Annotated in this window: 11 protein-coding genes and 1 pseudogene; 7 read left to right on the top strand and 5 right to left on the bottom strand. The window is 31.3% G+C overall.

The window, feature by feature from the left end:
* The first annotated feature begins 208 nt into the window (after nucleotides 1–208).
* The 4 genes from P8K68_RS09330 (at nucleotide 209) to P8K68_RS09315 (ending at nucleotide 3,154) form a co-directional block, all read left to right on the top strand.
* A complete protein-coding gene (locus P8K68_RS09330; protein WP_300249944.1) occupies nucleotides 209–823 on the top strand; it encodes a DEAD/DEAH box helicase in 615 nt (204 codons plus the stop codon).
* Between the two features lie 7 nt (nucleotides 824–830).
* Nucleotides 831–1,472, top strand: coding sequence for an acyloxyacyl hydrolase (locus tag P8K68_RS09325; RefSeq protein ID WP_300249941.1), 642 nt, complete (start codon nucleotides 831–833; stop codon nucleotides 1,470–1,472).
* 76 nt (nucleotides 1,473–1,548) lie between these two features.
* A complete protein-coding gene (locus tag P8K68_RS09320) occupies nucleotides 1,549–2,166 on the top strand; it encodes a hypothetical protein (protein WP_300249938.1) in 618 nt (205 codons plus the stop codon).
* Nucleotides 2,099–3,154, top strand: a complete 1,056-nt coding sequence (locus P8K68_RS09315; protein ID WP_300249935.1) for a hypothetical protein — start codon at nucleotides 2,099–2,101, stop codon at nucleotides 3,152–3,154. The genes P8K68_RS09320 and P8K68_RS09315 overlap by 68 nt, the downstream gene beginning before the upstream one ends.
* A gap of 418 nt (nucleotides 3,155–3,572) precedes the next feature.
* Here the strand turns inward: P8K68_RS09315 and P8K68_RS09310 are convergent, their stop codons facing one another.
* The 3 genes from P8K68_RS09310 to P8K68_RS09300 all read right to left on the bottom strand — a co-directional run bounded on the left by P8K68_RS09310 (nucleotide 3,573) and on the right by P8K68_RS09300 (nucleotide 7,142).
* Complete coding sequence (locus P8K68_RS09310) at nucleotides 3,573–5,123, bottom strand: acyl-CoA carboxylase subunit beta (protein WP_300249933.1); 1,551 nt, start codon at nucleotides 5,121–5,123, stop codon at nucleotides 3,573–3,575.
* Nucleotides 5,124–5,125: 2 nt separating this feature from the next.
* Nucleotides 5,126–6,568, bottom strand: coding sequence for an acetyl-CoA carboxylase biotin carboxylase subunit (accC, locus tag P8K68_RS09305; RefSeq protein WP_300249931.1), 1,443 nt, complete (start codon nucleotides 6,566–6,568; stop codon nucleotides 5,126–5,128).
* Nucleotides 6,569–6,656: 88 nt separating this feature from the next.
* Nucleotides 6,657–7,142, bottom strand: coding sequence for an acetyl-CoA carboxylase biotin carboxyl carrier protein subunit (locus tag P8K68_RS09300; RefSeq protein WP_300249929.1), 486 nt, complete (start codon nucleotides 7,140–7,142; stop codon nucleotides 6,657–6,659).
* Nucleotides 7,143–7,457: 315 nt separating this feature from the next.
* Between P8K68_RS09300 and P8K68_RS09295 the strand changes: the two genes are divergently transcribed.
* Complete coding sequence (locus tag P8K68_RS09295) at nucleotides 7,458–8,057, top strand: YceI family protein (RefSeq protein WP_300249927.1); 600 nt, start codon at nucleotides 7,458–7,460, stop codon at nucleotides 8,055–8,057.
* A 130-nt stretch (nucleotides 8,058–8,187) separates the two neighbouring features.
* Here P8K68_RS09295 and P8K68_RS09290 read toward each other — a convergent pair whose 3' ends face one another.
* Together P8K68_RS09290 and P8K68_RS09285 are read right to left on the bottom strand one after the other, a co-directional pair.
* The gene (locus P8K68_RS09290; protein WP_300249925.1) at nucleotides 8,188–8,739 is read right to left on the bottom strand and encodes an NUDIX domain-containing protein; all 552 of its coding nucleotides are present in this window, start codon (nucleotides 8,737–8,739) and stop codon (nucleotides 8,188–8,190) included.
* A gap of 36 nt (nucleotides 8,740–8,775) precedes the next feature.
* Nucleotides 8,776–9,864 carry a M42 family metallopeptidase gene (locus P8K68_RS09285; RefSeq protein WP_300249923.1) on the bottom strand — a complete coding sequence of 363 codons (1,089 nt, stop codon included), beginning with the start codon at nucleotides 9,862–9,864 and terminating at the stop codon, nucleotides 8,776–8,778.
* A gap of 377 nt (nucleotides 9,865–10,241) precedes the next feature.
* Between P8K68_RS09285 and P8K68_RS09280 the strand changes: the two genes are divergently transcribed.
* Together P8K68_RS09280 and P8K68_RS09275 are read left to right on the top strand one after the other, a co-directional pair.
* Nucleotides 10,242–11,129, top strand: a complete 888-nt coding sequence (locus tag P8K68_RS09280; protein ID WP_300249921.1) for an ATP-binding cassette domain-containing protein — start codon at nucleotides 10,242–10,244, stop codon at nucleotides 11,127–11,129.
* Between the two features lie 31 nt (nucleotides 11,130–11,160).
* Nucleotides 11,161–14,802 (top strand): annotated as a pseudogene (locus P8K68_RS09275) (M1 family aminopeptidase).
* Nucleotides 14,803–15,430: the final 628 nt, after the last annotated feature.

The following is a 15,430-nucleotide window of genomic DNA, read 5'->3' as shown; positions in this document are numbered from 1 at the left end:
TTGGTGGGAGAAGACTTAATTGAGACTGACTATTCGTCTTCCAAACGATGTTGCTTTTCATACCTTTAAGATACGAAAACCAATACTTTTTTTAAAATCTAAAACAATAAAAAAGAGACTGCCTTTTTAGACAGCCTCTTTCTTATTTTAAACGGTTTGGATTGAAGTATTAAATACTATATTTGCACCATATTAAGATACGCTATTTATGCCTTTTAAAAAACTCATTCAACCTTTAAAAAATGTCCTAGAAAACAAAGGTTTTGATGAGCCATTAACTTTTCAAAAATCAATTTTATCAAAAATAAAATCTGGCGCAAGTTTATTTTGTATAGCACCCAAGGGAGCAGGAAAAACTACTAGCATAATACTTAGTGTTGTTCAAAAACTAAAAGGAGAGGCTTTTGAAGATGCTCCTAGAGCCCTAATCTTTGTTAAGGATAAGGAAGCTGCATTAGATTTAGAATTAGAATTTAAAAGTTTTTTAAAAGGAACCGATTTGCGTGTGTATTGTGCCTACGAACAAAAAAATATTGATGCACAACGAGATGAGATTTACGTTGGGGTAGACATCGTTATAGCAACACCAAAACGCTTAAATAAACTCTATTATCTTAACGGCATAAATTTAAACAAGCTGCAAATGTTTATTGTTGAAGATGCTGAGTTTTTGTTTGCAAACAATAATTTAGCAGAAATAACACGAACTCCAGAAAGCATAGGTAAGTGCCAATATTTGGTGTTTTCAACAGCGTTTGATAAACGTTTTGAGCGCTGGAAAGAAACCTTTATGTATAATGCTCAAGTTGTAAAATCTAAATAGTTTTGTAATGAAACAAAAATTTACCATTCCTTTTTTGATTGCCTTATTTTTCATTGTTATTCCTTTTGGAGGAAATGCTCAAATTAAAAAAGAAAATTTAAAATGGGGTTTTACTTATGGTACTGGATCTCAAAATAAATTTCCTTTTGACGCAAAAGATTATTCACACGAGGTTGATTTTTACAAAATTCAAATAAACTATAGATTTAAAGACAAACAGAAATGGGCTTTTGAAGTTAATTTAGAGCCTAGTTATAATGTCGTTCATCATCAGTTATTAAATAGATTTTATGTTAAGCCTAGTGATGCTGATAATTACCAAGAACTTACTGAATTATACATGCAGAAAAGAACCATTAAAGAATATGTTTTAAACTGTGGATTTATAGTAAGATATAAGCTTTATAAACAGATGAGTACTTACGCTATTGGCAGTGTAGGGCCTATGGTTTCTGATAAAGCTACAGAACGACTAGCAAAAGGCTTTGCTTTTTCAGATATTTTTGGATTAGGGTTATCTTATGAAATAAATAAAGTGCAATTTGATTTTCGATATTCAGTAAGACACACCTCTAATCTAGAATTAAAACAACCTAACGGCGGGCATAATACTTCTAATGCTGAATTTTCTTTGCTTTTTAAACTTTAATACTGTAAAATCTATTAGTTTATACTTTTTTTTGTATATTTTTACTCACTTTTTACAATGATGTAAAAATCATACAATGATTAAAAATAATTTCTTTCATAAAAAAATAAGCTTATACTTATGCTTTTTAGTTTTTTGTTTATTTGCTTATACTCAAGAAGAAAACAATTGCTTCCGATTTATTGATTCTGCTGATGTTTATATTGATTATAATTCTGAAAAAGCACTATCTTTTCTTGAAGCTATCCCTAAACCTATTGAAGAGAATATTCCTGGCAGGGTTGCAGACTATTATTACCTAAAAGCACTTATTTATGATGATTATAAGGAGTTTGCAAGTTACCACCAATGTGTGATTTTAGCAATTAAGTACGCTGAAAAAGAAAATAATTTCTGTGTGGCTGGTGAAGCATGTATAGGTTTGTTTTCAAATTTATATTATACTAAACAAGATGTTTCAGTATATAAATATTTAGATAAGGCAAGAGCATATTATGCAAAATGTGATTTCGAGTATGGCAACATTGAAGTAACAGAAGTTGAAGCTTATGCAAAGTTTCTTGATGGTGATTATAAAGCCTGTAATAACTTATTATTAAATGAACTTGATACTTATAAAAACATAAATGAAGACCCTTATTACTATATGTTTGCTTTATATATGCTCTTCTTCAAATTATATTTATTTAAATGATTTTAAAAACGCACATAAGTATTACAATGAATTTAAAACACTAAAGGTTAATCCTAATATAGTTAAGTATAACTATTTCTCTTTTGAAGCAGGTATAAAATCTTGTTTTGCTGATGTTTTTTTTACAAGAAAACAAATAGATTCATCACTTAGTTACCTTAAAAGCTCTACACCATTAAAAGCATATATGGGGGAAGATGTCTTAAAAGATTATTATAGATTATTTGCCGATATACATGAATACCTTGAAGATTTTGATAAATCAAAGGTTTATATGGATTCTTTATTGTTATTACAAAATGAAATGTTTGACAAGACAATTCAGGCGAGTTTTGATTTAAATGATACTTTAATTAAAACGGAATCAGAATTAATGGCTCAAAACGAAAAGAATACTTTTAATAGTGTTTTATCAGCCTTTTTACTTTTAATTTTATTGCTTTTATCTGTGTTCTCTTTTCTTTATTTTAGAAAAGAAAAACAAACTTTTGAAAATTATAGTAACCAAAAAAACGATAATTTATCTTACTTGAAATCTAATAATAATCAACTGGCTTTAAAAGTTCATGGTTTAGAAGCATACATCAAAAAACTAAAATTAGAAGTAAAGCAAATATCAAGAACCGAAGGGGTTGGAAACCAGAAAGAAAAAATCAAAGATTTATATAAAAATTTACATATAAATTCCTCAACATTATTAGATAAAAGTGAGAGTCATCTAGAAATTGTTAATGAATTAAATATTGAGTTTTTTAAACAAATAGAGGGAAAGTATCCTCAATTAAATAAATCTGAAATAATTATTTGTTATTACTTATTTATGGGATTTACTAATAAAGAAATAGCAATATTTCTAAACACAACCATTAGATCTGTAGAAAGTAGACGTTATAGAATATCTAAAAAAATTAATTTTAATAAAAAGAAAACGACACTCCTTAAATATTTGCAAAACACTTTTTCTGAAACTTTAAACCAAAATCATTAAGATTTTTACGTTTTTAAAGGATTTTCTGAAGTTGAGTAAGTAATGCGTAGCTTATTTTAATCTAAAATCTCTAAAAGATTTCGATATTTATCAAATGCTATTATCAATGCACAATTTATCAAGTTTAACTTTGTTTGTTCTTTTTTAATGTTTATGTAAATTATTATTTGATGTAATGGGTTGGTTGTACTTCAAGTTAATTTAAGCAATTGAAACAAATTTTTTTAAGGTGATTAATTAAGAACTTTGTATAAGTTCATTACATTGAAGTAATATTTAGGAGTCTAATTTATTAGGCTCCTATTTTTTGTTTTAAACTTAAATACTTTACTAATTCACTAAGTAGTTCTTATCGCTAAGGCGTTAATAGAAGTTGCATACCTTTGAGGTTTAACCAAACAGCTTTTTTATCGAGTGACTACAAAGGAATATTACCATGTTTACGCTTGGGTCTATCTACTTTTTTATTTTCAAGCATATCAAACGCTTTTAGTAATTTACGCCTTGTGTTTTTTGGAAGTATAACTTCGTCAATAAAACCACGTTTAGCTGCTCGATACGGATTCGCAAATTTCTTTGCATATTCGGCTTCCTTTTCTGCTAGTTTCTCTTCAGGATTATCAGCTTCAGCAATCTCTTTTCTAAATATAATTTCACTAGCACCTTTTGCTCCCATAACCGCAATTTCTGCTCCAGGCCATGCGTAATTAAAATCTGCACCAATGTGTTTAGAGTTCATCACATCGTAGGCACCACCATAGGCTTTTCTAGTAATAACTGTAACTCTAGGCACTGTGGCTTCACTTAAGGCGTACAATAGTTTAGCGCCATGGACAATGATACCATTCCATTCTTGATCTGTTCCTGGTAAAAACCCTGGTACATCAACTAAAACTAATAAAGGAATATTAAAGCAATCACAAGTACGCGTAAAACGTGCTGCTTTTCTTGAACTGTTAACGCCCAACACACCAGCAAAAGCCATGGGTTGATTGGCTATGATACCAATACTTCGTCCTCCTAACCTTGCAAATCCTACTATAATACTTCCCGCATACTCTTTATGAATTTCATAGAATGAGTCTTTGTCAATAATTCCAGAAATAACAAGATGCATATCATAGGGTTTATGGGAGTTATCGGGAACAATATCAGACAAAACATCTCGAATTTCATTATCAATTTTAATATCTAATTTTTTAGGATTTTCAGTATTATTTTGAGGCAAATAACTTAATAGTTTTTTTACATCTTCAAGACAAACAATATCATTCTCAGAAGTTCTATGTGCCACTCCAGATTTTGTGGCATGTGTTAAAGCCCCACCAAGTTCTTCACTAGTAACCGCTTCGTTAGTAACCGTTTTTACAACATTAGGACCAGTAACAAACATATAAGTGGTATTCTCAACCATAATAGTAAAATCGGTCATAGCTGGAGAGTATACCGCACCTCCAGCACAAGGCCCCATAACGGCAGATATTTGAGGTATCACACCAGAAGCTTGTACGTTTCTATAAAATATATCGGCATAGCCACCAAGAGATCTAACACCTTCTTGAATACGCGCACCACCAGAATCATTTAACCCAATAATAGGAGCGCCAACCTTAACAGCCATATCCATTATTTTGCAAATTTTTTCGGCATGTGTTTCAGAAAGTGAGCCACCAAAAACTGTAAAATCTTGTGCGTAAGTATAAACCAATCTGCCACTAATAGTACCGTAACCAGTAACAACCCCATCACCATAAAAAATTTGGTTTTCCATACCAAAATCTGTTGATCTGTGCGTTACTAAAGCACCAATTTCTTCAAAGGAACCTTCGTCAAGCAAGTAATCAATTCGCTCTCTAGCTGTTAGTTTTTTATTAGCATGTTGTTTATCAATACGTTTTTCGCCACCTCCTATCTTTGAAAGTGCAATATCTTTATTGAGTTTATCTATTTTTTGTTGTTTCAAATCCATAATTAATAATTAGATAAGCGAAGTAACTTTTGGTCTTCTATGTATTGTTTTACGGCTATTAAAGCGGCTATTTTTGCTTCGTTTTCGGTTTCTGCTTTTAATGCTTCAGGCGAATAAAAGTTTTTTACAAAATGCGTATCGAAATTTCCTGAACGAAAAGCTTCATGTTCACATACATATTTGCCAAAGGGAAGTGTAGTTTCTATGCCTTTAACTTCGTAATTTTCAATAGCTTTAATCATGAGTTGAATAGCTTCTTCTCGTGTTTTAGCGTAAGTAATTAATTTTGAAAGCATCGGGTCATAATAAATAGGAATATCCATACCTTCTTCAAAGCCATTGTCAACTCGAATACCTTCACCTTTTGGGATTTTATAAACGTCTAAATGACCTACGCTGGGTAGAAAATCATTTAAAGGATCTTCAGCATAAACACGCAATTCTAAAGCATGACCATTAATTTTTAAATCGTCTTGTTTTATATCAATCGCTTCACCACGAGCTACTTTTATTTGAAGTGCTACCAAATCTACACCAGAAATTAACTCCGTTACAGGATGTTCTACTTGCAAACGTGTATTCATTTCCAAGAAATAAAAATGGTGTTCAGCATCTAGTAAAAACTCAACAGTTCCGGCACCTAAATAATCACAAGATTTAGCCACTTTTATAGCAGCTTCACCCATTTTTGCTCTCAATTGAGGGGATAAAACGCAAGATGGCGCTTCTTCAACCACTTTTTGATGACGACGTTGAATACTACATTCGCGTTCAAAAAAATGTAAAACATTTCCATGGCTATCTGCCATGATTTGAATTTCTATATGGCGAGGCGATGTTACGTATTTCTCAATGAATACAGAGCCATCTCCAAAAGCAGATGTTGCTTCACTAATGGCACGATTCATTTGAGACTCTAAATCACTTTCTTTTTCAACAACACGCATGCCTTTTCCACCACCTCCTGCTGAAGCTTTTATTAAAATAGGAAACCCTATTTCTCGGGCAATTAGTTTAGCTTTTTTAACATCGGTAACGGCTTCATCAATTCCAGGAACCATAGGGATATTATAAGCTTTAACGGCATCTTTAGCAGCTAATTTACTTCCCATAATTTTTATGGCTTTGGATTTCGGACCAATGAATATAATGTGATTGTCTTCGCATAATTCAGCAAAAGAAGCATTCTCACTTAAAAAACCATATCCGGGATGGATGGCATCAACATTTAAATTTTTGGCAACTTCAATAATTTTATCACCTTTTAAATACGATTGACTCGAAGGAGGCGCTCCAATACAAACAGCTTCATCAGCAAATTTCACATGTGGTGCATTGCGATCTGCAGTAGAAAAAACAGCAACCGTTTTAATACCCATTTTTTGAGCCGTTTTCATCACTCTGATAGCAATTTCTCCTCGGTTTGCAACTAGTATCTTTTTCATGCGTTTATATTTGTTTTTATTGGTCACATGCAGCTTCTATATAGTCGATTAATATTGAGTATAGAACTCTCGTTATAAAAGTTTTACATTATTCGAACTCAATTAATAGTTGGTTTTTCTCCACAGCATCGCCAGTCTTTGCTGAAATAGATTTTATAATACCATCTCTAGGCGATGTGATACTATTCTCCATTTTCATGGCTTCTAGAATAAATAAGGTGTCATTTTCTTTAACGTCTTGACCAACTTCAATATTCATTTCTAATATTAAACCTGGCATTGGTGCTTTTATGAAATCGACTTGTTTTACTGTTCCCGCGGATAGCCCCAATTTTTTAATCAAGACGTCTAATTCGTTAGAAATATTAACATTATAAATGTTATTGTTGACTTTTACTTGATAATATTTTTTATTAAAATCAGCTTCAGTAATTACAGCTTTGAATGATTTGTTATTTTGAAGAATATGATATTTTCCTTCTGAAGTTTGAAGTACGTCTAGGCTAGAAACATCACCATTACTAATTTCAAAATCAATGGTGTTATTTATTTTAACATTAAAACTTTTACTCATAGTTTGGAAATTTCTAATAGTAAATATAAGGATTTTATAAAAGCCATTCAATCAGAAAAAAAGACTTTTAAAAAAGAATCGATTTTAAAAATCAGAAAAAGAAAGGCGTAATTTTTAAGGCTTAAAATGAGTTTTATAATCAGTTAAAAGCCTTATGTGTAAAACGGCTTATATTTATTTAAAATGCGAATATGATAAAATATTACAAAAAAAAAGTAAAATTTTACGAAAAATATAATTTAAATATGATATATATATCATTTTTCTTTAATGTTTTAAAACTGAAATTTGCTTAAAATTTAACTACATAATGTCATGAATACACAAAAAAATATCTTAAGAAAATTAATTATCTGTATCATTTTAATTGGTTTTGTATTTAATCAATCTCAAGCACAAATGTTACAATTAGAAAATGAAAACTCTTTTTTAACTGTTTTTGGATCCTCTAATCTTCATGGTTGGAAAGTTGACGCAAATACACAAAATGGGTTAATTAGGTTTAATAACCTTGAATCTTGTCAAATTGAGTCTTTATCGGTATCTGTTCTTTCCGAAAGTTTGGAAGGTGTAAAACCAGGCATAACTGAATCGGCTTCTATTGCTTTAAAGTCGAACAAGTACAAAACCATATTATTTACACTTGTTGAAGTTAAAAGTATTACCGATAAAGGGAATGGAGTTTTTGAATTACAAACTATAGGTGACTTAGTTATCGCAGGTACAAAAAAATCGGTTCCATTAAATTTTGATGTTACCATTGGTGATTATAAAGTGAAACTTGAGGGTAAGGTGAAATTGAAGATGACAGATTTTAATATAACTCCTCCCACAGGCATGTTAGGAGTGGTCGAAGCTAAAGACGATATCTTTTTAAAATTTGAGACTAATTTTACAGAGATTAAAGTCTTATAAACTAATAAAAAGCCTCTTTGCTATGGGATTATAAAAACAAACCTTAAGCGGAGAGGCTTATGTATATAGAAAATCAAGAAATAGACATTTTAATTATTTTTTAAGATGAAAAAGTGGTTTTTAACGTAGACTAGAATTGTTTTTTTACTTGATTAAATACCAATTCATAATACGATTTATTTGAAGCTACAAAGTGATTATTATTAGCATCAATATTTTTAATGAGTTCTCCGAAAGCTTCAAAAGATACTAGTTTTAAGGCTTCAACCTCTTCTTCTTGAGGAATCAAATGAGATAAGGGAACATTCAATTTCGCTATAAATGTATTATGAAATTCATTATCTATAATTCCATTTTCATAGGTTTGGAAACATTCAAAAACACCAATTTTGTGCAAGTCGCTTTCAGTAATAGATAGACCTATCTCTTCCTCGGTTTCTCTAATTGCTGCTTGTTTTATAGTTTCACCAGCATCAATATGTCCAGCAACCGAAACATCCCAAAGTAAGGGGCAAATTGTTTTTTTTGCAGAACGTTGAGAAAGTAAAACGTCTCCTTTAGAGGTATAAAACCAAATATGCGCTGTATGATGATAGTACCCTTTTTGGTGAATTATTGATTTTAATTCAGACTTACCTGTGGGTTTACCATCTTTAGTAGCTATGTCTATATATTCATCCATAATTTAAAAAAAAGCCTCAATTAAGAGGCTTGAGTTTTATTCAAAATAACTAAATGTGTCTCCGTCTTTAATGTTTAGTAAGGTTTCATAAATTAATTTAATGACGTTTTCTACATCGTCTCTATGCACCATTTCTACCGTAGTATGCATGTAACGAAGCGGTAACGAAATTAAAGCAGATGCTACACCGCCATTACTGTAAGCAAAAGCATCGGTATCTGTTCCTGTTGCTCTTGATAAAGCAGAGCGCTGGAACGGTATCTTCTTTTCTTCAGCGGTTTCGGTAATTAAATCACGCAACTTCTGTTGTACTGCTGGTGCGTATGCTACCACAGGACCTAGACCCATTTCTAAGTGCCCTTCTTTTTTCTTTTCAATCATTGGCGTAGTCGTATCGTGTGTTACATCGGTAACTATCGCCACATTTGGTTTTATAGTTTGTGTAATCATTTCTGCACCTCGTAATCCAATTTCTTCTTGTACAGAGTTGGTAATATAAAGACCAAATGGAAGTGTTTTTTTATTCTCTTTTAGCAAACGTGCTACTTCGGCAATCATAAAACCACCCATACGATTATCCAAAGCACGACAAACAAATTTATCAGCGTTTAAAATGTGAAACTCGTCAGGATAAGTAATTACACAGCCTACGTGAACACCCATTTTCTCAACTTCTTCTTTATCCTTGGCACCAATATCGATAGTAATATTATCTGGTTTTGGCGCTTCTTCTTTCGCTTTATTACGTGTATGTATTGCTGGCCAACCAAAAACACCTTTAACAATGCCTTTTTTAGTATGAATATTTACAATTTTACTAGGCGCTATCTGGTGGTCGCTCCCACCGTTTCTAATCACATAAATTAAACCGTTATCAGAAATATAGTTAACATACCAAGAAATTTCATCTGCATGCCCCTCAATAACCACTTTGTATTTTGCTTTTGGGTTTATTACACCAACTGCAGTTCCATAGGTATCAGTAATAAATTCATCTACATAAGGTTTTAAATAATCCATCCACAATTTTTGTCCATCCCATTCGTAACCTGTTGGAGCTGCATTATTTAAATATTTTTCAAGAAAGTCCATCGACTTTTTATTGAGTATGCTTTTTTTAGCCATAAGATTGTTTATTTTTTTAGTCATTAGAATTATGACTTCGTTTATTTACTGTATTTTGTAAAAATAACAGGAATTATTTAGTTATCAGTAATCTCAGAAAAATAAATTGTAAGAAATCAAATTGATTTTATTTAAATTAATAGACAAATTATGTAACAAATAGTCCTAATTAATTACTAATGCAACATAAAGCTATTAAAATGAAAACAAAACACAGATCTTTAACTTAAAATAGCAAGGTAGTTTAAGATTCTATTTCAGTTATCTTAGTCCGACTTATTGATTAGTTTGATGTAAAATGCAGGTGTGGTTTTAGGGCGTTTTTTTTCATACTATACCTCACTATTTTTTTATAACAACCATATAATAACAACATAATGAAGCTAACTATCAAAGATTTAACGAAAACTTACAAAAACGGTGTTAAAGCCATTGATAATTTAAATCTAGAAATAGGTACAGGAATGTTTGGTTTATTAGGGCCAAATGGTGCAGGGAAATCCTCTTTAATGAGAACTATCGCAACATTGCAGAGTCCTGATTCTGGTGCTATTCAATTTGGAGATATTAATGTACTTGAGGATAAAATGGCATTGCGTAAAATTTTAGGTTATTTACCACAATCATTTGGGGTGTATCCGAAAATGTCTGCTGAGAAATTACTTGACTATTTTGCGACCCTTAAAGGTGTGAGTTCAAAATCTGATAGAGCAGCTTTAGTAAAAGAAGTTTTAGAAATCACTAATTTATATGATGTTAGGCATAAGTATGTTGCAGGCTATTCTGGCGGAATGAAACAGCGTTTCGGAATAGCACAATTGTTATTAAACAATCCGAAATTAATTATAGTTGATGAGCCCACTGCAGGTTTAGACCCTGCTGAACGCCATCGTTTTTTAAACGTTTTACGCGAAGTTGGTACCAATTGTACTGTTATTTTTTCAACCCATATTGTAGAAGATGTTAAAGAACTTTGTAACGAAATGGCTATTTTAAATGGTGGGCGTATTTTGAAACATACAACACCTATCGAAGCGACCAATGCACTTAAAGGGCAAATTTGGACTAAAATTATTGAGCGTGACGATTTGGAAACTATGGAAGCAACATACAAGGTGTTATCTTCAAACTACAACCAAGATAATACGTTAAACATAAGGGTACATGCTTTAGAAAAACCAGCCGAAGATTTTCAATCATCAAATCCACAATTAGACGATGTGTATTTTATTGCTTTAAAACAAGACGAACCTATTCTTGCTTAAAAGTTTTAACTAACCCACTAAAGTTACACATATGTTTTCTACACTATTTAATTACGAATTAAAATACTGGTTTAAGAAACCGGAATTTTACATATACATGGCTATTTTCTTTATTATAGCTTTGTTTTTTTCTGCTAGTGCTGCAGGTATTTTTGATAGTATTACAACAACTACAGGATCGTCTTCTATAGTAAATTCACCTTCAAGTATCACAGGTTTGTTTAATGGAATGACCGTTTTAATTTTCTTTTTATTTCCCTCCATTATTGGGCTTTCTATCTATAGAGATTATAAAAGTGAAATGCATACCATTTTATATTCTTACCCTTTTACAAAAGCAAACTATTTATTTGCTAAGTTTTTTAGCGCGATTGTTATAGTAACTCTAATATTATTTGTTATTGGAGTTGCCTTATTTATTGGTTTTAGATTGCCAGGAACAAATTCGGATATTGTAACAGCCTTCAGTTTTAAATCTTACTATATTGCGTATGCAGTTTATATTTTGCCTAATATTTTATTATTTGGAGCTATTGTTTTTGCTGTAGTTACATTTACCAGAAATATAGCGGCAGGATTTATAGCAGTTATATTACTATTATTTGTTCAGGGATTAATGGAGAATTTATTATCAGACCCTGATAATAGGTTTTTAGCGGCCATGATAGATCCTTTTGGTGCAGCCGCTTCTAATTATTATACGCGATACTGGACGGTTTCAGAGCAAAATGAACTTCACCTTCCTATAAAAGGCGTTATCTTATATAATCGATTATTATGGTTAGGAATTGCCGCTCTGGTATTCGGTTTTGTTTATAAATTCTTTTCATTTAGTCAAAATGCAATATCCTTTAATTTCAAAAAGAGTAAAGGAGAGCGTACTACAAAAAGTAATTTTGGAGGTATTACCAGAATTAATTTACCAAAAGTGAATTTTGATTATTCCTTTGTTAAAAATTTAAAAACAACTTGGAAATTATCTAATATAGATTTTAAATATATAGTTAAAAGCTGGCCTTTTTTAAGTATCGTTTTGGTTGGGTTAATCATTATATTAATTGCATTATCTGAAGTAGGGAATTTATTTGGTACTAAAACACTGCCTGTTACTTGGAAAATGTTAAATGGAGGTGCAGCTTTTACAATAGCTATAAATATTTGTACATTTTTATATGCTGGAATGTTAGTGCATAGGGGGAAAATTGCAAATATAAATCATCTAGTAGATGTAACACCAACACCAAACTGGACGCTCTTTTTGTCAAAGTTTATGGCCCTAATTAAAATGCAATTGGTTTTACTAAGTGTTATTCTGGTATCAGGAATAGTGTTTCAAATGTATAATGGCTATTATGATTTTGAATTGGGGCATTACATCAAAGAACTTTTTGGCTTACAACTTATTAACTATGTTATTTGGGCATTTTTAGCATTATTTATTCAAACGCTATTTCGTAACCCTTACTTAGGTTTATTCGTTTTACTAGTATTATCCATTGGTATTCCGTTGTTGCGTTTTGCTGGCATCGAACAAGATATTTTTAAGTATAATGAAGGCCCTGGTTTTCAGTATTCAGATATGAATGCCTATGGAGATTCTTTCTCAAGATATTTTGCTCATAAACTATATTGGTTTTTCTGTGGATTGCTGTTGTTAGTATTCACTGCATTATTTTGGGTTAGAGGTTTGCCACATTCATTTAAAGAACGCCTTTTTATTGCTAAATCCCGTTTTAAAGGTTTAGCAGTTATTGGATTTGCCGTTTTTTTGGTTTGTTTTTTATCCTTAGGATTTAGAATTTATCATGAAAATAATATTGCAAATGAAAGATTGTCTTCAAAAGAAATAGAGCTTCAAACGGTAACATGGGAGAAAACCTATAAAAAATATGAAAATAGCCCACAACCTCGCATTGTATCAGTAAAAGCGAATATGAATATTTATCCTAAAACATTAGGTTTTGAAGCAGACGGTAACTATATAATGGTTAACAAAACATCTGTGGCAATTGATAGTGTTTTGTTAAATTATAACGACTATCCAAGTACGTTTACTTTTAATAAAGAGATAGATTTAGTGTCTGAAGACAGCATTTATAATTTCAATATTTATAAATTAAAACAAGCCTTACAGCCTGGTGACAGTTTACAGCTTGAGTTTACAGTAAAAAATAAGCCAAATACATGGTTAAGAAAAAATTCGCCAGTAATATCAAATGGTACATTTATAAATAACTTTGCTATTTTTCCTTCGTTGGGGTATAGTGGTGGCGAATTAACCGATAATAAAACACGAGAAAAATATGATTTACCGCCTAACGATTTAAAACCACATCCATCAGATTCAACGGCATTAGGTAATACCTACATCAGAAAAGATTCAGATTGGATTGATTTTGAAGCTACAGTAAGTACATCAGAAGATCAAATTGCTATTGCACCAGGTTATTTGCAAAAAGAATAGACTAAAAATGGGCGTCGTTATTTCCATTATAAAATGGATAGTAAAATCTTAAATTTTTATGCTTTTAATTCCGCCAAGTATGAAGTTAAAAAAGATAAGTGGAATGATGTTAATTTAGAAATTTACTACCATAAAGGGCACGAGTATAATTTAGATAGAATGATGTCTGGTATGAAAGCCTCGTTAGATTATAACTCTAAAAATTTTAGTCCTTATCAACATAAGCAAGCTCGAATTATAGAGTTCCCAAGAACATCTGGTACGTTTGCACAATCTTTTCCAAACACTATTCCGTTTTCAGAAGGGGTTGGTTTTATAGCCGATGTTGATGATACCGAAAAAGGTGGTGTCGATTACCCATTTGCAATTACCGTTCACGAAATAGCACATCAATGGTGGGCGCACCAAGTTATTGGAGCCGATGTTTTAGGAGCCACCATGTTATCCGAAAGTTTATCAGAGTATGTATCACTAAAAGTTTTAGAACATCAACACGGAAAAGATAAAATGCGTAAGTTCCTAAAGAAATCTTTAGATGATTATTTAACGCAACGAACCTTTGAAAAGAAACGCGAAAAATCATTGATGTATAACGATGGTCAAGGCTATATTCGTTATCAAAAAGGCTCTTTAGTATTCTACGCATTGAGTGATTATATTGGTGAAAACGTTTTAAATGATGCGCTAAAGCAATACGTTAAAAAAGTACAATTTCAAGACGCACCCTATACCACATCAATCGATATGGTAAATCATATAAAAGCAGTAACGCCAGATTCTTTACAGTACGCTATTAACGATATGTTCGAGACCATTACACTCTATGAAAACAGAATTAAAGAAGTCACTTCAACAGCGTTAGATAATGGTAAATACCAGTTAGATATTGAGTTTGAAGTGAGTAAATATAGAAATGACGAAAAAGGGAAAAAGTTTTATGGAGACACCTTGTCATATAAAACGGAAGCTATGAGAAAACCCATCTATTCTGTACCATTGGCAGATTATATCGATATTGGCATTTTTACCGAAGAAGAAGATGGTGAAGGCGAAAACAAAGAAATTGAACTCTATTTAAAGAAACATAAAATCACAGAAATTAATAATAAAATAAGTATTATAGTCAATCAAGAACCTATTGAAGTAGGTGTAGACCCCTATAATAAATTGATTGATACCAACTCAAACGACAATAGAAGGCGTTTATAAACGTTGACACGTTTTTAAGTGAACTAGAAAGATTGAACTTGACATTTGTCTGGACTAGAGTTTAAGGGATACAAGCCATAGTTACAAAAAGCTGGTGAGCTCTGTTCCGTTTCTAAATTGCTTTAAAAAATCTTCGTCCAATAAATCTCCTGGTTTCATAAATGTGTAAAATTTAAAATTAATAAATAAAAAATCTCAGGCTAAATATTAACCTGAAATTTTAAAACTTACACAGTTTATAAGATTCTGCCTTACTTTTTGTTCAGTAGAATTCCCATATTGGTCATATTTGTATTCGAATTTTGTATCGCTTTTAAGTTTTTTATTTCCATTATGAATTTGAAACTTTATGACTTCTATCTTATTATTATTATTATTATTATTAAAATCATATTTTTTTTCGACTAGCTCATAAACCTTATTTTCGGAATTAACCCATTTAGATAAAATTTCATTTCCATTTTCATCATAGGAGAAATAAAATTCGTTAAAACCTGAGTTCGATTATTAAAACAGGCAAACTTGATTGGAATTTATAGTTTGAAATTTAATAGACGGTTTTTTAGGCAAGAAGCTATATGCGATAAGCCCTGAAATCAGGTTGCTAAGAAAGTTCCCAAAGCTTCTG

The organism is Algibacter sp., assembly GCF_029245835.1.
Lineage (GTDB): Bacteria > Bacteroidota > Bacteroidia > Flavobacteriales > Flavobacteriaceae > Algibacter_B.
The sequence above is the reverse complement of the archived record's forward strand: the minus strand, read 5'-3'. Positions and strand labels throughout refer to the sequence as shown.